Origin of the sequence: Paracoccus ferrooxidans (assembly GCF_029909815.1) — a bacterium.
Classification (GTDB): domain Bacteria; phylum Pseudomonadota; class Alphaproteobacteria; order Rhodobacterales; family Rhodobacteraceae; genus Paracoccus; species Paracoccus versutus.
The window spans coordinates 1,150,473-1,168,255 of sequence record NZ_CP038198.1 but is presented as its reverse complement, the minus strand read 5'-3'; the positions used below and the strand labels follow the sequence as shown (position 1 = coordinate 1,168,255).

Genomic DNA, 17,783 nt, shown 5'->3' with positions numbered 1-17,783 from the left:
CATGTCCGTCGTCATCGTCATCCCCGCCCGCCACGCCTCGACCCGCTATCCCGGCAAGCCGCTGGTCGAGCTGCGCGGCGCGACCGGCGCGGGGCTGTCGCTTATCCGCCGCAGCTGGGAGGCGGCGCGGGCCGTCCAGGGCATCGACCGGGTGATCGTCGCCACCGACGACGAGCGCATCCGCGCCCATGCCGAGGGTTTCGGGGCCGAGGTCGCCATGACCTCGACCGCCGCCCGCAACGGCACCGAGCGCTGCGCCGAGGCGGTGGCCAATCTGGGCGTGTCGCCCGAGATCGTGGTGAACCTGCAAGGCGACGCGCCGCTGACGCCTTCCTGGTTCGTCGAGGAACTGGTCGCCGGGCTGCGCGCCGATCCCGGCGCCGACGTGGCCACGCCGGTCCTGCGCTGTTCGGGGGCCATGCGCTCGGACCTGATCGCCGACCGGGTGGCGGGGCGCGTCGGCGGCACCACCGCCGTCTTCGGCCATGACCGGCGGGCGCTGTATTTCTCCAAGGAAGTGATTCCCTATGCCTCGGCGGATTTCGGCCCCAGCGAGCCGACGCCGGTCTTTCACCATGTCGGCGTCTATGCCTATCGCCCGGCGGCGCTGGCCGAATACCCGACCTGGGACGAGGGCCGGCTGGAGGCGCTGGAAGGGCTTGAGCAGCTGCGCTTCCTGGAACGCGGCCGCCGCATCCTCTGCGTCGAGGTCGAGGCGAAGGGCCGCGAGTTCTGGGAACTGAACAACCCCTCGGACGTGCCCAAGCTGGAAGCGATGATGCAGCGCATGGGCATCGCCTGATGCCCGAAGGCGGGCTGCCTTCGATCAGCATCATCGTCGTCTCGCGCCACCGGCCGCAGGCGCTGGCGCGCTGCCTGGCCTCGCTGGCCGGCCAGGGCCATGCCGGTTTCGAACTGGTGCTGGTGGCCGATCCCGCCGCCGTCGGCATCTGCCCGGAACTGCCGGCCAAGCGGCTGGCCTTCGACCAGGCCAATATCTCGGCCGCGCGCAACGAGGGGCTGGCGCTGGCGGCGGGCGAGGTGGTGCTGTTCATCGACGACGACGCGCTGGCCGAGCCGGGCTGGGCCGGGGCGCTGGCCGCGCCCTTTGCCGATCCGCGCGTCATCGCCGCCACCGGCTTCACCCGCGGGCCCGACGGGCTGCGCTGGCAGGTCCGGGCCGAGCGAATCACGCCTTCGGGCGCCACCCTGTCGCTGCATGTCGCCGAAACCGCGCTGCTTGCGCCCGAGAACGGCTGCCCGGTCAGCACCATCGGCACCAATTCCGGCTTTCGCCGCGATGCGCTGCTGCAGATCGGCGGCTTCGATCCGGCTTTCGCCTATTACCTGGACGAAAGCGACGTGAACCTGCGCATGGCGGCGCGGTTTCCGCGGGGGCTGACGGCGGTGGTCCCGGCGGCTCAGGTGATCCATGGCGCCGCCCCCGGCGCCGTCCGGGGCGAGGCCGGGGTGCCGCGCGATCTGACCGCCATCGGCCGTTCCGCCGCGATCTTCGCCGCGCGGCACGGCGGCGATGCGGGCTGGCTGCGCGAAGGGCAGCGCCGGCGGCTCCTGCGGCATATGGTGGCCGGCCGGCTCGACCCTTTCGCCATCGCGCCGATCCTGGCGACGCTGGACCGCGGCCTGGCGCAGGGCCGGGGGCAGGCGCCCGCCCCGCCGGTCTGGATCCGGCCCCCGCCGCCGCCGTTCCAGCCGCTGCCGCGCCGGGCGCCGGGCGGCGAGCCGCTGTTTCTGGCCGGCTGGCACTGGCAGGCGCGCGCCCTGCGCGCCCGTGCGGCGCAAGCCGTGGCGCAGGGGAGGCCCACCGAACTGCTGCTGCTGACCCCCAGTTTCCTGCCGCATCGGCGGACCCGCGCCGCGGGCGGCTGGTGGGAACAATGGGGCGGTCTTTGGGGCGCCTCGCTGCCCAGAGACCCGCCTGTCATATTTCTGAGCAAGAATGCGCGCATTCTGCGCGAGCGAGGAAATTTGCCTGGACGGCGGAGCGAGATCAGCGGAAAATCGCCGCAAAACGCAAAAATTGAATCGCTTTAACATTTTAAAGGAACGACTGTGCCGGCCAGGCGCTTGTTGCGCAGGCGCCCGCAAAAAGGGATAAATGCCCTGCGTCGGTGCAGAAATCAGGAGACCGAATTCATGACTCGCAAAGTCACCAAGGCCATCTTCCCCGTGGCTGGACTGGGCACCCGCTTTCTTCCCGCCACCAAGAGCATTCCCAAGGAGATCATGACCTTGGTGGATCGCCCGCTGATCCAATACGCCATAGACGAGGCACGGGCGGCAGGGATCGAGGAGTTCATCTTTGTCACCTCGCGCGGCAAGGGCGCGCTCGAGGATTACTTCGACCACGCCCATGAGCTCGAATCGAGCCTGAAGAAATCCGGCAAGAACGAATTGCTGGACATCCTGCGCTCGACCAACATGGAATCGGGCGCCATCGCCTATGTCCGCCAGCACAAGGCGCTGGGGCTGGGCCATGCCGTCTGGTGCGCCCGCCGCCTGGTCGGCGACGAGCCCTTTGCCGTCATCCTGACCGACGACGTCATCATGGGCGAGCCGCCCTGCCTGCAACAGATGATCGAGGCCTATCAGGAAACCGGCGGCAGCATGGTCGCCACCATGGAGGTTCCGGCCGAGAAGACCAGGGCCTACGGCGTGCTGGACGTGTCCGAGGACATGGGCGCCATCGTCCGCGCCCGCGGCATGGTGGAGAAGCCCAAGGACAACCCGCCCTCGAACCTGGCCGTGATCGGCCGCTACATCCTGGCGCCCTCGGTGCTGAGCAACCTCAACAAGCTCAAGCAGGGCTCGGGCGGCGAGATCCAGTTGACCGACGCCATCGCCGACGAGATCGCCGAGGGTCGCGACGTGTTCGGCCTGCGCTTCCGCGGCCAGCGCTTCGACTGCGGCTCGAAGGCGGGCTTCCTGCAGGCGACCGTGGCTTTCGGCCTGGCGCGCGACGATCTGAGGGATGAATTTGCCGACTATCTTTCCGACGTCCTGGCAATGCGCAAGGCGGCGGAATAAGCGGGCATGACGAACAAGGTTCTGGTGACCGGCGGCGCGGGCTATATCGGCTCGCACGCCTGCAAGGCATTGCGCGCGGCGGGCTTCGAGCCCGTCACCTATGACAATCTCTGCACCGGCTGGCGGCAGGCGGTGAAATTCGGCCCCTTCGAGCAGGGCGACCTCATGGACCGGGCCCGGCTGGACGAGGTCTTTGCCCGCCACAAGCCCGTCGCGGTGATGCATTTCGCCGCGCTGAGTCAGGTCGGCGAGGCGATGCGCGAGCCGGGCAAGTATTGGCGCGGCAATGTCAGCGCCTCGCTGAGCCTGATCGAGGCGACGCTGGCGGCGGGGGTGCGGAATTTCGTCTTCAGCTCGACCTGCGCCACCTATGGCGACCATGACGGTGTCGTGCTGGACGAGACGACCGCGCAGACGCCGCTGAACGCCTATGGCGCCTCCAAGCGCGCGATCGAGGACATGCTGAAGGATTTCGGCGCCTCGGACGGGCTGAAATCGGTGATCTTCCGCTATTTCAACGTGGCCGGCGCCGACCCGGATGCCGAGGTGGGCGAGTTCCACCAGCCCGAGACGCATCTGATCCCGCTGATCCTGGACGCCATCGACGGCAAGCGCGCGGCGCTGACCATCCACGGCACGGATTATCCGACCCCGGACGGCACCTGCATCCGCGACTATGTTCATGTGATGGACCTGGTGGACGCGCATGTGCTGGGGCTGAAACACCTGCTGGACGGCAAGGTGGCCGAGGGCGGGCACGAGGTCTTCTGCCTGGGCACCGGCAACGGTTTTTCGGTGCGCGAGGTGATCGACCATTCCCGGCATGTCACCAACCGCCCGGTGCCGCTGACCGAGGGGCCGCGCCGTGGCGGCGATGCCGTCAAGCTGGTCTCGGGCAGCGGAAAGGCGGTCTCGGTGCTGGGCTGGAACCCGGCGCGCTCGACCCTGCCGCAGATGATCGGCGACGCCTGGCGCTGGCACCAGAACGGCGGATATGAGGCCTGACCCGGCGGTTCTGCTGGATGTCTCGCGGCTGATCTCGCGGCTCGGCGGTGGCCCGGCGACGGGCATCGACCGGGTCGAGGCGGAATGGCTGGCCCATCTGCAAGACCGGCCGCACCTGCTGCTGTGCCGGGTGCGGCGCGGGCAGTTGCTGCTGCCGCCCCAGGCCGGGGCGGCGATCCTGCGCTGGCTGGGCGGGGCGCTGGACGACCTGCCGCCGCCCGACCTGCTGGACCGGCTGCGCGGGCGGCGCACCCTGGCCGCGCGGGCCGAGGCGGCTTTGCGCGGCATGGCGCTGGCACGGGCCGGTCGCGACGGGCGGGGCCTGGGCCGCGCCGCCCAGGCGCATCTGGGGCAGGGCGTCTACGTCAACGTCGGCCATGCCAACCTGCAACCGGCGCTGCTGGCGAACCTGCGCCCCCTGCCGCGGGCGGTGCTGATCCACGACACCATCCCGCTGGACCATCCCGAATTCACCCGTGCCGGCCAGGCCGGGAAGTTCCGCGACCGCTTCGCCGCCGCGCTGGGGCAGGCAGAACTGATCCTGACCGTTTCGCAGGCCACCCGCGCCGATGTGCTGCGCTGGCGCGAGCGGCTGGGGCTGCCGAGCCATGCGCCGGTCGTCGCCGCGCCCATCGGCACCAGGCTGGCCGCGCCCGATCCGGCCGGGCTGCCGGCCGGCCTGGACCTGTCGCGACCCTTCTTCGTCACCCTGGGCACCATCGAGCCGCGCAAGAACCACGGGCTGCTGCTGGACGCCTGGCAGTTGCTGGAGCGCGGGCCGAAGCCGCCGCAGCTGTTCGTCATCGGCCGCCGCGGCTGGGAGAATCGCGCGGTCTTTGCCCGGCTCGACCGCCTGCTGCCGGGCGGGCCGGTGCGGGAGCTTTCCGACCTGGGCGACGGCGCGGTGGCGGCGCTGCTGAGCGGCAGCCACGGGTTGCTGATGCCCAGCCGGGCCGAGGGCTTCGGCCTGCCGCTGACCGAGGCGGCCGGGCGCGGCATCCCCGTCCTGGCCACGCCCCTGCCGGCGGCGCGCGAGATGCTGGGCGATTACGCGACCTGGCTGTCGCCCGACGCCCCGGCCGACTGGGCGGCCGAGATCGCGCGGCTGGCGGCCGCCCCGCCGCTGCGGCGGCCGGCCTTGCCGGTGCCGGCCTGGGACGGGCATTTCGCGCATTTCCACGCGGGGTTGAGCGAAACATTGCGCCTCTCGGAGGTTGCGTCTATGTGACGGGCAGTAAAAGGTAAAAAGAGTTCCCGTGCCGCGCCCGTTCAGGATTATCCGGCGTAAACTGAGGCTCCGCGCCCGCCGTCAATGGCTGCTGGGGCGCGCGATCCGCCGTCGCCGGCAGTTGCATCCGGTCTGGGACCGCACCGCCCGAATCGCGCCGGGCGACATCCTGCTGTTCATGACCATGCGCAACGAGGCGCCGCGCCTGCCGTGGTTTCTGGACTATTACCGGGCGTTGGGCATCCGGCACTTCCTGGTGGTGGACAACGGCTCGCAGGATGGCGGGCGCGAATACCTGGGCGAGCAGCAGGACGTCTCGGTCTGGCTGACCCATGCCAGCTACAAGGCGGCGCGCTTCGGCATGGACTGGATGAACTGGCTCTTGCACCGCCATGGCGCGGGGCATTGGTGCCTGACGGTCGATCCCGACGAATTCCTGGTCTATCCCCATCACGACACCCGGCCCCTGCAGGCGCTGACCGACTGGCTGGATGCCAGCAACATCCGCGCCTTCTCGGCCATGCTGCTGGACATGTATCCCCAGGGCTCGCTGGCCGCCGAGCCCTATCGCGCCGGGCAGGATCCGTTCCAGATCGCGCGCTGGTTCGACCCGGCCAATTACGTCATCCGCAAGAACGGCGAATACGGCAACCTGTGGATCCAGGGCGGGCCGCGGGCGCGGGCCTTCTTTGCCGACGATCCCGAAAACGCCCCGGCGCTGAACAAGATCCCGCTGGTGCGCTGGCAGCGGGGCCAGGCCTATGTCAGCTCGACCCATATGCTGCCGCGCTCGCTGAACCTTGTCTATGACCAGGACGGCGGCGAAAAGGCCTCGGGTTGCCTGCTGCATGCCAAGTTCCTGTCCAGCTTCGTCGAGAAATCCGCCGAAGAGCTGAGCCGGCGCCAGCATTACGCCGACAGCCAGGAATACCTGGCCTATCACGCCGGGCTGCGCGACGACCCGGATTTCTGGTGCGAGCAGTCCTGCGCGCTGCGGGACTGGCGCCAGCTCGAGGATCTGGGCCTGATCTCCAAGGGGAACTGGGCATGAGCGACGCGCCGGTGCGGCTGGGCGTGGTCATGCTGTGCCACGAGGAACTGCCCATCGCCGCCCGCATGGCGCGGGTCTGGGCCGAGGGCGGGGCGGCGGTCGCGGTCCATGTCGATGCCCGGACGGCCGAGGATGCGGTCCGGCCCATGCGCGCCGGGCTGGCCGACCTGCCGCAGGTGCTGTTTAGCCCGCGCCATCCCTGCGAATGGGGCACCTTCAGCCTGGTGCGCGCCACGCAGGACGCCGCGGCCCTGCTGCTCGGGCGGTTCGGGGACGTGACGCATGTGCTGGTCGTCTCGGGCGCCTGCCTGCCCTTGCGCCCGGTGGCGGATCTTTGCGCCTATCTGGCGTCGTATCCCGGACGCGACTTTATCGAAAGCGTGACGGCCGAGGATGTCGGCTGGACCGTCGGCGGGCTGAACGAGGAACGCTTCACCCTGCATTTCCCCTTTTCCTGGCGGCGCCGGCACAAGCTTTTCGACCGCTATGTCGCGCTGCAGCGCCGGCTGGGCTACAAGCGCCGCATCCCGCGGGGCCTGGTGCCGCATCTGGGCTCGCAATGGTGGTGCCTGACGCGGGCCACGCTGGGCGCGATCCTGGCCGATCCGCGCCGGGCCGAGTTCGACCGCTATTTCAGCCGGGTCTGGATCCCGGACGAAAGCTATTTCCAGACCCTCGCCCGCCGCCATTCCAGAAGCATCGAAAGCCGGTCGCTGACGCTGGCCAGGTTCGACGACCAGGGCAAGCCCTATATCTTTTACGACGACCACCTGGAGCTTTTGCAGCAATCGCGCTGCTTTGTCGCGCGCAAGATCTGGCGGGGTGCGGATCGGCTTTACCGGCATTTCCCGCCGGCCGAGGCCGCGGCCCCCCCGGCCGCCGAGCCCCGCCCCGAGCGGGTGGAGCGCATCATCGCGCAGGCGGTGGCGCGCCGGCGGCTGGGCCGGCCGGGGCTTTACATGCAAAGCCGCTTTCCGCTGAAGGACCGCGAGAACGGCAAGACCGCCGCGCCCTATGCCCTGTTCCAGGGCTTCACCGACCTGTTCCCCGGTTTCGAATCCTGGCTGGCCGGGCGGATCGACGCCGATGTGCATGGCCATGTCTTCGCCGTGCAGGGCGTCGAGTTCGCCGGCGGCAAGCCGCTGGGGCCGGGGGCGCTGCCCGACAGCGCCGGGCTGCGCGACCTGGACCAGCGCGGCTTCCTGGCCAACCTGATCCGCAGCTCGCAGCGGATGCAGGCCTGGCAGTTCAGCCCGCGCGACGGGCAGGAAATGAACTGGTTCCTCGCCACCGATCCCAATGCGCGCATCTTCGTCGTCACCGGCGCCTGGGCGGTGCCGCTGCTGCATTCCGACATGCCCTTCGACGACATCCGCCGGGTCGCCGCCATCCTGCAACGCACCGAACTGGCGCAGATGGAGGTGCTGAACTCGGTCTGGCTCAAGGCGCGCACGCAGGTCTGGGATCTGGGCGATGTCTGCGCCCGGCCCGCGGCCGTGCTGGGCGGCCTCCTGCAAGGGCTGGGCGGCGATGCCCACGCCGCGGCCGACCTGCCCCGGATGCGCGACATCGCCGGCATGGGGCGGTTCCTGCAAAGGCTGCGCAATGCCGGGCTGCATCCGCGGCTGATGGGGGATTTCCCGGTGGCCGATCCCGCCCCGCCGACCAGCCAAGGAAACCCCGCGCCATGACCCAGCCCTTTCGCAGCTTCGTCATCTTCGCCGAGATGCGCACCGGCTCGAACCTGCTCGAGGCGACGCTGAACGCCGTCAAGCGCGTCACCTGCTTTGGCGAGGCCTTCAACCCCTACATGATGGGCTGGCCCGACAAGGACGAGCTGAAGGGCATCACCATGGCCGAGCGCGAGGCCGATCCCCACCGGCTGCTGGCCGCGATCTTCGACAAGCCGAACCACCTGCCGGGGTTTCGCTATTTCCACGACCACGACCCGCGCGTTTTCGACGCCATCATCGAGGATCGGTCCTGCGCCAAGATCGTGCTGACCCGCAACCCGGTGGACAGCTATGTCTCGACCGCGCTGGCGCGGGCGACGAACCAGTGGAAGCTGAACGAGACCGAAACCCCGATCCCCGCCGCCGTGCGCTTCGACGGCGCCGAGTTCCGGCAGGCGGTGGGCGAGATCGAGGCGTTCCAGCTGAAGGTCATGCACCGGCTGCAAGTGACCGGCCAGGCCGCCTTCTGGCTGGGCTACGAGGATCTGCGCGACGCCGAGGTGATGACCGGTCTCTTGCACTGGCTGGACCGCACCGACCTGGAGCGGGTCGAGCCGGCCAGCGACCAGGTGCCGCAAAACCCGCGCGAACTGTCCGAGAAGGTCGAGAATTTCGACGAGATGCAGGCGGAACTGGCGCGCCTCGATCCGTTCATGCTGCGCCGCATCCCGAATTTCGAGCCGCGCCGCGGTCCCGCCGTGCCCTCGTTCCTGGGGGCCGAGGCGGGCAGGGGGCTGATCTTCATGCCGGTCAAGGGCGGGCCGACCGGCCGGGTCGCGGACTGGCTGCGGGCGATGGGCGCGGCCGCGGGCGATTTCACCCAGGCCAGCCTGCGGCAATGGAAGCGCCAGCATGTCGGCCATCGCAGCTTCACCGTGCTGCGCCATCCGTTGCTGCGGGCCTGGAAGGCGTTCGAATCGCTAACCCAGGGCAGGAATGCCGAATTGCGCGACCTGCTGCGGCGGATCCATCGCGTGCCGCTGCCGCCCGATCCCGAGCTTGCGGCGCTGGACCAGGGCCGCAAGGCCGAGCTGTTCGCGGCCTTCCTGGATCTGCTGCGCCGCAACCTGAACGGCCAGACCACGCTGCCGACCTATCCCGGCTGGGCCAGCCAGTCCGAGGTGCTGGCCGGTTTCGCCCGTCTCGGCGCCCCCGACATGGTGCTGCGCGAGGCGGACCTGCCGCGCGAGCTGTCCTGGCTCGCCGCCAGCGCCGGCATCGGGGCGCCGGCCGAACCGCCCAAGGCCGAGCCCTTCCCGGATTTCCTGAACGACCAGGAACTGCGCGCCGCGGCGAAAAGGGCCTATCTGCGCGACTACGTCGCCTTCGGCTTTGCCGGCCAGCCCTAGCCTGGCCCGGCCCAGCGGTGACTAGCCCTGCGGGGTCATGGCCTTGCGCTGGCGGTTGCGTTCCAGCCCCAGCTGCCGCTCGCGCCAGATGATCAGGATGCCGGCGGTGATGACCAGCGCCGCGCCTGCCAGCATGACCAGCGTCGGCGCCTCGTCGAAGATGAACCAGCCGATCAGCAGCGCCAGCAGCATCGAGGCATATTCGAAGGGCGCGACCAGCGAGGCATCGGCATAGCGATAGGCCGAGGTCAGCAGGATCTGCCCCAGCCCGCCCAGCAGCCCGATCGTGACCAGCAGCGCGGCGGTCTCGGCATCGGGCCAGACCCAGCCGAAGGGCAGCGTCAGCAGCCCCAGCAGCGTCGACGTGACCGAGAACCAGAACACGATGGCCGAGGTGCGTTCCTCCTGCACCAGCTTGCGCACGAAGATCTGCGCCAGCGCCGTGCAGGCGGCGCCCGACAGCGTGACCATGGCGCCCAGGCTTTCCCTGTAGCCCATGGCGGCGCCGAAGCTCAGCCGCGGCGACAGCACGATGACCACGCCGACCAGCCCCAGCACCACCATGGACAGGCGGAACAGCCGCACGTCCTCGCCCAGGAACATGGCGGCGAAGATCACCGTCAGCAGCGGCGCGGCATAGCCGATGGCCGTGACCTCGGGGAAAGGCAGCAGGGCCAGCGCCCAGAAGCCCAGCCCCATGGCCGCAGTGCCGATCACGCCGCGATAGAAATGCCCCATCGGGCGAAAGGTCTTCAGCCCCACGCCCAGCTCGTGCCGGAAGGCCAGCCAGACCAGGATGACCGGGATGGCGAAAAGCGAGCGGAAGAACACCTGCTGGCCCGGCGGCACGCCCAGACCCCCCTGGGCGGTGGCCTTGACGATCGAGGCCATGATGGTGAATACCAGCACGCTAAGGCATTTCAGCAGGATGCCGCGCAGCGGGCTTGGGGGCGTATGGATCATGGCAATCGCTCGCATGCCCAGCGTGCCGCATCGGCGACCGCGGGGTCGGGGTCATCGGCCAAGGATTCGGCCAGCGGGCGCAGATGTGCAAGCCCCGAATTGCCGATGGCGTAAAGCACGTTGCGCACCATGCGGTCGCGCCCGATGCGCTTGATCGGGCTGCCCGAGAAACGCTCGCGGAAACCCGCATCGTCCAGCGCCGCCAGTTCCGCCAGCGCCGGTGCGCCATGGGGCCCGTGATAGCGCAGCTCGGTCGCTTCCTGCGCGAACTTGTTCCAGGGGCAGGCGGCCAGGCAATCGTCGCAGCCATAGATGCGGTTGCCCAGGCTCGGCCGCAGCTCGGGGTCGACCGGCCCCTTGTGCTCGATGGTCAGGTAAGAGATGCAGCGCCGCGCATCCAGCTGGTAGGGCGCCGGAAAGGCCCCGGTCGGGCAGGCGTCGAGGCAGGCCCGGCACGAGCCGCAATGGCTGCGTTCCGCCGCGTCCCTGGGCAGCTCCAGCGTGGTGAAGATCGCGCCCAGGAAGAACCAGCTGCCCAGCTCGCGCGACAGCAGGTTGGTGTGCTTGCCCTGCCAGCCCAGGCCCGCCGCCTGCGCCAGCGGCTTTTCCATCACCGGGGCGGTGTCGACAAAGACCTTGATCTCGCAGCCGGTCAGCCCGACCAGCCAGCCGCCCAGGCGCTTGAGCCGCTTCTTGACTAGGTCGTGGTAGTCCTTGCCCTGGGCATAGACGCTAACCGCGCCGCGGTCCTTGTGGCCGATGGCCTCCATCGGATCATGCTCGGGCGTGTAGAGCTCGGCCAGCATGATGACCGAACGCGCCTCGGGCCACAGGCTTCCCGGCGAGGCGCGCCAATGCGCCCGCTCGGCCATCCAGCCCATCTGGCCGTGGCGGCCCTGCTCCAGGAAGGCGGCCAGCCGCTCGGGCAGCTGCGGGTTGGCGTCGGGGGCGCAAATGCCAAGGGCCGAGAAACCCTCGGCCCGTGCCTGCTGTTCCAGCCGCGAACGGATCTCCGCCGGGTCGGTCGGCCTAGAAGTCGAGCAGCGCATAATGCGGCGCCGGGTGGACGCCCGGCAGGTGGTCGGCCAGAAGGCTGCGGAAGGCGGGCCGCGACTTGATCTTGGCATACCATTCCTGCACCTCGGCCGAATGGGTCCAGTCCACGTCCGAGATATAGTCGAGGCAGGACAGATGCGCGGCGGCGGTGAAATCGGCCAGCGTCATCACGTCGCCCGCCAGCCAGCGCCGATGTTCCAGCAGGCCCTTCATGTAGTCCAGGTGATAGCGGATTGCCGAAAGCCCGGCCTTGACCGTGCGCGAATCCGGGTAGCCCAGGCGCATCACCTTCTTCCAGACCCGCTCGTTCATCACCGGGCGCGTCACCTCGGCGTTGAACTTGTCGTCGAACCAGGCGCAAAGCCGGCGCACCTCGTAGCGCTCGGCCGGCAAGGCCGGCATCAGCGAGGGCTGCGGCTGGATTTCGTCCAGGTATTCGCAGATCGCCTGGCTTTCGGCCAGAAGCCGGCCGTCCATGCGCAGGACCGGCAGCTTGCCCGCCGGGTTGCGGCGCATGATTTCCGAGCCCGGCTCCCAGAAACGGTCCTCGACCAGCTCGACCTCGATGCGCTTTTCGGCCAGCACCAGACGGACCTTGCGGCAAAAGGGCGACAGGGCGACATGGTAAAGGCGAATCGTGGAACTGGGCGAGGGCGTGTTCATGGGTGGAAAAACCGGTTCGTTCTCGGGCTTCCGGTTGATACGCTTGGGGACGCGCAGTTTCAACCGCGATGCGCGGCAGGGCGCGGATCAGCGCCCAAGCCCCAGGCAGGAATCGCGGCCATCCGCCCGGATCGTCTCGGCGCCGCTGACGATCGAGCGGGTGCGGGCCGAGCCGGTCTGCGGGTTGCGCGTGCGCGGTGCCGGCAGGATCGAGGCCAGCGCCGCCGCCTGCCGCAGGCTCAGCTTGTCGGGCGTGGTCTTGAAATAATATTCCGAGGCGGCCTTGATGCCAAAGACGCCGCGGCCGAATTCGGCGATGTTCAGATAGACCTCGACGATGCGGCGCTTGGACCACAGCGCCTCGACCATCGGGGTATAGGCCGTCTCCATCACCTTGCGCGGCCAGCTGCGCCCCTGCCACAGGAAGACGTTCTTCGCCGTCTGCTGGGTGATGGTCGAGGCGCCGCGCGACGAGCCCGAGGCGATCACCCTGCGGATCTCGACCATGTCGAAGCCCCAGTGGTTGCAGAAATTGGCGTCCTCGGCCGCGACCACGGCGCGAACCATATGCGCCGAGACCTGGTCCAGGCCGACCCATTCGCGCGTGGCCCGGCCGGGAAATTCGCGTTGGCCCTGGATGATGGTCCAGGTGGTCGGCGGGTTGATGAAGGAAAACAGAAAGACCAGCACGAACATCAGCGCCAGCAGCCGCGCGCCGATCCAGCTGGTCCAGGACCAGAGCCACCGCGCCAGGCGGCGCAGCGGCCGCCCGACGCGCAGGCCGCGGCGCCGGCGCGTCACCTGCGCCTCGGGGTTGTCGTCAAGGGTGTCCGTGCGGTGGGGCATGGGGGCGTCCTGTCACGCCCATGCCCCTTGCGTCAAGCGTCAGGCCGAGGGCGAGGGGTCCGATCCCTCCGCCGGCGCCGCGCCCGACGCCGGCCGGTCCACATGCGGCATGCCGAGTGCCGTGCCCAGCTTGCCGCCGGCAAAGGCCTTGCGCAGGCGATCCTCCTCGGCCTCGGGCAGCGAGCTTTGCAGCACACGGCCCCTCAGGTGGAAGCTTTCCAGCCGCGCCAGCACCTTGTCGGCGGTCATCTTGCGCACCAGGATGAACACGGCCGAGCCGCCGGGCGGGACGGATTGGCCAAGCTCGCGCATGAAATCGTCGTTGATGCCGATGTCGGACAGCGTGCCCGCGATGGCGCCGGCGCCTGCGCCGACCGCGGCGCCGATCAGCGGGTTGAGGAAGATCAGCCCGACCAGCGTGCCCCAGAAGCCGCCGCCAAGCGCGCCCGCCGCGGTCAGGTTCACGGCCTGGTGCAGCTGGATATCCTCGGCCGAGGGGCGGGTGACGACCACGGCATCCTCAAGCTCGATCAGATATTCCTTCTGCATCTTGACCAGTTCGGTGCGCAACTCGAAGCCGGTCGCCTCGTCGTCGAAGGCGATGACAAGCAGGTCGGACATGGCGGAAATCCCTCTTGGCTGATGGCGGGCCAACGCCCCGCCCGCATCGCGGGTTCCTTGCTGCGGCACAGGGTCGCGGCCGCCGAAATCCCCGCCTGCTTCTTTCGTGGCCAAATATCCTCGGGGGTCCGGGGGCAGACAGCCCCCGGCCGCGACGGAGCGGCCGGGCGCCGCCGCCCGCCTATTCGCCGCGCGGAAAGCGCTTGGCCTCCTCCAGCACGTTCAGGTCCATGTGGTTGCGCATGTAGCGTTCGGATGCCTTCATCAGCGGCTGGTGGTCCCAGGGGAAATAGGCGCCGTTGCGCAGCGCCTCGTAGACCACCCAGCGCCGGGCCTGGCTTTCGCGCACCTCGGCGTCGTAGGCGGCCAGGTCCCAGCGCGCGCCGGCCATGTCCCGCATCCGCGCCAGCACCCCGGCCGCCGCCGGATCGGCGGCGCGGTTCACCCGCTCGTCCGGGTCCGCGGCCAGGTCGAACAGCATCTCGGGATCGGCCGCGCAGGCGATGTATTTCCAGTCGCCGTCGCGCAGGCAGACCAGCGGCGCGATGCTGCCCTCGGCCGCGTATTCCATCGCTACCGGCCCGCGCGCCCCGGCGCCCTGTGCCAGCGACCGCCCGTCGGTCCAGGGCGCGACCTCGGCCATCGAGATGCCGGCAAGTTCGCAGAGCGTCGGCAGCACGTCGATGGTCGAGACCGGCGTGTCCACCCGCCCCGGCGCCATGCCCGGCGCCGCGATCATCAGCGGCACCCGCGCCGCGCCCTCGAAGAAGTGCATCTTGAACCACAGCCCGCGGCTGCCCAGCATCTCGCCATGGTCCGACAGGAAGACCACGATCGCCTCCTGCCGGGTGCGCTCCAGCACGTCCAGGATCTCGCCCAGCTTGTCGTCGATATACGAGATATTGGCGAAATAGCCCTGCCTTGCGCGGCGGATGTGATCGGGCGTCACCTCAAGGCCCCGCCAGTCGCAGGCATCCATCAGCCGCTGCGAATGCGGGTCCATCCGGTCATATGGGATCGCCTCGGGCGGCTCCAGCTCGGGGATGCCCTCGTAGAGATCCCAATACCTGCGCCGGGCGACGAAGGGGTCGTGCGGATGGGTGAAGCTGACGGTCAGGCACCAGGGCCGCGCGTCGCCGCCGCGCGCCAGGTCGTAGAGCTTGCGGGTGGCGTGATAGGCCACCTCGTCGTCGTATTCGTATTGGTTGGTGATCTCGGCCACGCCGGCGCCGGTGACCGAGCCCAGGTTGTGATACCACCAGTCGATGCGCTCGCCGGGGCGGCGGTAATCCGGGGTCCAGCCGAAATCGGCCGGATAGATGTCGGTGGTCAGCCGCTCCTCGAACCCATGCAGCTGGTCGGGGCCGACGAAATGCATCTTGCCCGACAGGCAGGTCTGCCAGCCCGCCCGGCGCAGGTGATGGGCATAGGTCGGGATGTCCGAGCAGAACTCGGCCGCATTGTCATAGACCCGCGTGCGGCGCGGCAATTGCCCGGACATGAAGCTGGCGCGGCCGGGCGCGCAAAGCGGGCTGCCGGTATAGGCGTTGGCATAGCGGGTCGAGCGCGCGGCCAGCCGGCGCAGATGCGGCACATGCAGGAACTCGGCCGGGCCGTCGGGGAACAGCACCCCCGACAGCTGGTCGGCCATCACGATCAGGATATTGGGTCGTTGCAATTACTTCACCGATGCCATGACTGCTTCCGCGCCGGGTTTTCCATCCAGCGTGGTCACGCCGTCAAGCCATGCCGCCACCGCATCCGGGTTCTCGGCGATCCAGCCCTTGGCGGCCTGGGTCGGGTCCATGCCCTCGTCCAGGATCTTGCCCATCAGCAGGTTCTCCATCTCCACGGAAAAGACCAGCTGGCCGAAGAGCCTGGCGGCATTGGGGCAGGCGGCGGTCCATTCCTTGCGGGCCAGCGTGTGGACGGTGGCGCCGCCGTAATCGGGGCCGAATTCCTCGTCGCCGCCCGACAGGTAGGTGATGTCCAGCGCGACGTTCATCGGATGCGGCGCCCAGGCCAGGAAGACCGAGGGCTGGCCGGCGGCGTCGTTGCGCTGGACCTGGGCCAGCATGCCCTGTTCGCTCGATTCGACCAGCTCCCAGTCGCCAAGGCCGAACTTGTCCGCCTCGATCATGGCCTGGATGGTCTGGTTCGCCGGCGCGCCCGGCTCGATGCCGTAGATCTTGCCCTGGAAGGCGTCCTTGTGGCCGTCGAGATCGGCGAAATCCTGGACGCCCAGGTCCGCGGCCGCAGCGGTGACGGCCAGGGTGAACTTGGCGCCGGTCAGGTTCTGCACCAGCTCCTCGGTCCGGCCCGAGGCGTCGAGGTCGTCGCGGAACCTCTGCTGCGCCGGCATCCAGTTGCCCAGGAACAGGTCGGTATCGCCGTTCTTCAGCGCCTCGTAGCCGACGGGGACCGACAGCGTGCGCAGGTCGGGCGTATAGCCCAGCCCTTGCAGCAGCGCGGTGGCGACGCCGTTGGTCGCGGTGATGTCGGTCCAGCCGGGGTCCGAGAAGCGGACGGTGCCGCAGCTGGCGGGATCGTCCGCCAGCGCGGGCGCGGCGGCAATCAGGGCAAGGGCAAGCGAGGGCAGCAGGGCGGTTCTGGACATGATCGGGCCTCTGGTTTCCTGCCGCGGCCGGGCCGCGGCTTCCTGCGCCATCAGCCCACAGGCGGGATGCGGGATCAAGAGCCGATGCCGGCCCGCCTGCCGCGGATTTCCCGCCATGCGACGTTCCCGGCCTTGACGCGGCGGGCCTGCTCGATCAATGGTGGCGCCGTTCGGGGCCTGTAGCTCAATGGTCAGAGCAGGGCGCTCATAACGCCTTGGTTGGGGGTTCGAGTCCCTCCGGGCCTACCAAATCCCTTCATTTCCCTTTTCCTTTCAAGGCGTTGATGGAATTTTTGACGAACCGCGCGGGGTGGTTCGTCAAGTTTTGTTCGCTTTCTGCCCCGGCGGGCAGACCCGCGATAGCCGAGTCGGCCTTGCCCTTGCGGTTAAAACGTTCGCAGTATTTCTGCGCTTCTTTGATGTCGGTATGGCCGCTGACTGCCATGACCTTGAACACGTCGCCCTCGACTTCCGCGATCCGGCGACAGATGGCTTTGCGCAACCCATGGGACGTGCAAAGAGGCAGTCCGGCTTTGTCGCACCATTTGCGCATCGAGTTTCCAAGGCCAGCGGGTGACCTGGCCTTGCCGTTCTCGGTTTGCAGGAAGGTGAAGGCCGAGGGGGCGACATGCTCCAGCGTCTCGGCCAGGTAGGGATGCACCGGGATATTGACCTCAAAGCCCTCGGGGTTCTTCTTGGTTTTGCGGCGACGATACACGATCCTGCCATCGCGGATGTTGCCGCGCCCCAGCTTGACTGCATCGCATTTCGCCGCCCCGGTGTAGAGCATCAGCGTCATGGCGCGATGCGCCGGGGTGCCCATCTGGTGGATTTCATAGAAGCGGGCGATCTCGCCCTCGTCCCAGGTGTGGAAGCCTTCGGAGTTAACCGGGAACCGCTTCACGCCCTTGACCGGATTGTCGGTGCGCCATTCCAGATCGACGGCCAGATCCATCATCTGCGATAGGCGTTTCAAGGTCTTGTTCGCCTGCATGGGCGTAGCGGCCAGATCGGCCTTGATCTCGATGACATGGCGGCGCTGCATGTGCGCAACGCGTTTGTGCCCATGCTTGGCGCGCAGAGGCTCGATCACCGCGCGATAATCGGCTGCGGTGCTGGCTGCGATGGTCGGCAGATGCAGCTTGTAGAACCTGACGACCAGATCATTGAAGCTTCCCGGCACCGTGCGATTCGCGCCGGCGCCGGGCTTGGCTTTCTGCTGGTTCACGGCCTCGGCATACCGCCGGCAGAAGTCCTCGCTGCCCCATTCGGGGCCAAGCTCGGCCGTGAAGCCCTTGCAGCGATACCGCCAGCGCACCTTGCCGTGGCGGTCGCGGTAGGGCTTGGCACGGGGAAAGCGATCCGTCTTTTTCATCGTCAATCCCAATCGTTCGCTTCTTTCGAGGCGCTTGCGGTGTCATGGGCCGTGATAACGATCTTGCCGTCGCGGTCGATTTCGACACGACTGACCGGGACGCCTGCCGCGATCACGCCCTTGGTGGCGCGGGTAACATCGGCTTGCTTGAAGGCAGCGCGCGGGTTTGCCATTGATCAACCCTTCGCTTCGCGCCGCGCTTGGATGATGCTATGCCGCTGCATATCT

17 protein-coding genes and 1 tRNA gene are annotated in these 17,783 nt (G+C 68.7%); 9 read left to right on the top strand and 9 right to left on the bottom strand.

What is annotated here, in order from left to right; genetic code table 11:
* The first annotated feature begins 1 nt into the window (after position 1).
* From E3U26_RS05890 to E3U26_RS05855, 8 genes are all read left to right on the top strand, one after another.
* Positions 2–802 (top strand): 3-deoxy-manno-octulosonate cytidylyltransferase, encoded by an 801-nt coding sequence (locus E3U26_RS05890; protein WP_499105722.1) that lies wholly within the window; start codon positions 2–4, stop codon positions 800–802.
* A complete protein-coding gene (locus E3U26_RS05885; protein WP_499105721.1) occupies positions 802–2,055 on the top strand; it encodes a glycosyltransferase family 2 protein in 1,254 nt (417 codons plus the stop codon). The genes E3U26_RS05890 and E3U26_RS05885 overlap by 1 nt, the downstream gene beginning before the upstream one ends.
* Positions 2,056–2,157: 102 nt before the next feature.
* Positions 2,158–3,048 (top strand): UTP--glucose-1-phosphate uridylyltransferase, encoded by an 891-nt coding sequence (locus E3U26_RS05880; protein WP_036752388.1) that lies wholly within the window; start codon positions 2,158–2,160, stop codon positions 3,046–3,048.
* A gap of 6 nt (positions 3,049–3,054) precedes the next feature.
* Positions 3,055–4,053, top strand: a complete 999-nt coding sequence (gene galE / locus E3U26_RS05875) for an NAD-dependent epimerase/dehydratase family protein (protein ID WP_499105719.1) — start codon at positions 3,055–3,057, stop codon at positions 4,051–4,053.
* Positions 4,043–5,281 carry a glycosyltransferase family 4 protein gene (locus tag E3U26_RS05870; RefSeq protein ID WP_499105718.1) on the top strand — a complete coding sequence of 413 codons (1,239 nt, stop codon included), beginning with the start codon at positions 4,043–4,045 and terminating at the stop codon, positions 5,279–5,281. Before galE ends, E3U26_RS05870 begins: the two co-directional genes overlap by 11 nt.
* 28 nt (positions 5,282–5,309) lie before the next feature.
* A complete protein-coding gene (locus E3U26_RS05865; protein WP_499105717.1) occupies positions 5,310–6,332 on the top strand; it encodes a glycosyltransferase family 2 protein in 1,023 nt (340 codons plus the stop codon).
* Positions 6,329–8,023, top strand: coding sequence for a DUF5927 domain-containing protein (locus E3U26_RS05860; protein WP_499105716.1), 1,695 nt, complete (start codon positions 6,329–6,331; stop codon positions 8,021–8,023). The genes E3U26_RS05865 and E3U26_RS05860 overlap by 4 nt, the downstream gene beginning before the upstream one ends.
* Entirely contained in the window at positions 8,020–9,414 is a 1,395-nt protein-coding gene (locus E3U26_RS05855) for a hypothetical protein (RefSeq protein WP_499105715.1), read from the top strand. Before E3U26_RS05860 ends, E3U26_RS05855 begins: the two co-directional genes overlap by 4 nt.
* A 21-nt stretch (positions 9,415–9,435) precedes the next feature.
* Here the strand turns inward: E3U26_RS05855 and E3U26_RS05850 are convergent, their stop codons facing one another.
* The 7 genes from E3U26_RS05850 to choX all read right to left on the bottom strand — a co-directional run bounded on the left by E3U26_RS05850 (position 9,436) and on the right by choX (position 16,180).
* Positions 9,436–10,377 (bottom strand): DMT family transporter, encoded by a 942-nt coding sequence (locus tag E3U26_RS05850; RefSeq protein ID WP_036752370.1) that lies wholly within the window; start codon positions 10,375–10,377, stop codon positions 9,436–9,438.
* On the bottom strand, positions 10,374–11,426 hold the full coding sequence (queG, locus tag E3U26_RS05845) for a tRNA epoxyqueuosine(34) reductase QueG (protein ID WP_243783868.1): 1,053 nt from the start codon (positions 11,424–11,426) through the stop codon (positions 10,374–10,376). Before queG ends, E3U26_RS05850 begins: the two co-directional genes overlap by 4 nt.
* Entirely contained in the window at positions 11,407–12,096 is a 690-nt protein-coding gene (gene fzlA, locus E3U26_RS05840; protein ID WP_036752368.1) for an FtsZ-binding protein FzlA, read from the bottom strand. Before fzlA ends, queG begins: the two co-directional genes overlap by 20 nt.
* Positions 12,097–12,183: 87 nt before the next feature.
* Complete coding sequence (mtgA, locus tag E3U26_RS05835) at positions 12,184–12,942, bottom strand: biosynthetic peptidoglycan transglycosylase (protein ID WP_499105714.1); 759 nt, start codon at positions 12,940–12,942, stop codon at positions 12,184–12,186.
* Positions 12,943–12,981: 39 nt separating this feature from the next.
* A complete protein-coding gene (locus E3U26_RS05830) occupies positions 12,982–13,563 on the bottom strand; it encodes a DUF1269 domain-containing protein (RefSeq protein ID WP_499105713.1) in 582 nt (193 codons plus the stop codon).
* Positions 13,564–13,744: 181 nt separating this feature from the next.
* Positions 13,745–15,241: a choline-sulfatase gene (betC, locus tag E3U26_RS05825; protein ID WP_499105712.1), complete on the bottom strand. Its 1,497-nt coding sequence runs from the start codon at positions 15,239–15,241 to the stop codon at positions 13,745–13,747.
* A complete protein-coding gene (gene choX / locus E3U26_RS05820; RefSeq protein WP_499105711.1) occupies positions 15,242–16,180 on the bottom strand; it encodes a type 2 periplasmic-binding domain-containing protein in 939 nt (312 codons plus the stop codon).
* 173 nt (positions 16,181–16,353) lie between these two features.
* Here choX and E3U26_RS05815 point away from each other — a divergent pair.
* Positions 16,354–16,429: transfer RNA gene (locus E3U26_RS05815), tRNA-Ile, on the top strand.
* Between the two features lie 7 nt (positions 16,430–16,436).
* Here the strand turns inward: E3U26_RS05815 and E3U26_RS05810 are convergent.
* Together E3U26_RS05810 and E3U26_RS05805 are read right to left on the bottom strand one after the other, a co-directional pair.
* Positions 16,437–17,555: a tyrosine-type recombinase/integrase gene (locus tag E3U26_RS05810; RefSeq protein ID WP_499105710.1), complete on the bottom strand. Its 1,119-nt coding sequence runs from the start codon at positions 17,553–17,555 to the stop codon at positions 16,437–16,439.
* 2 nt (positions 17,556–17,557) lie between these two features.
* Entirely contained in the window at positions 17,558–17,728 is a 171-nt protein-coding gene (locus tag E3U26_RS05805; RefSeq protein WP_499105709.1) for a hypothetical protein, read from the bottom strand.
* Positions 17,729–17,783 lie beyond the last annotated feature (55 nt).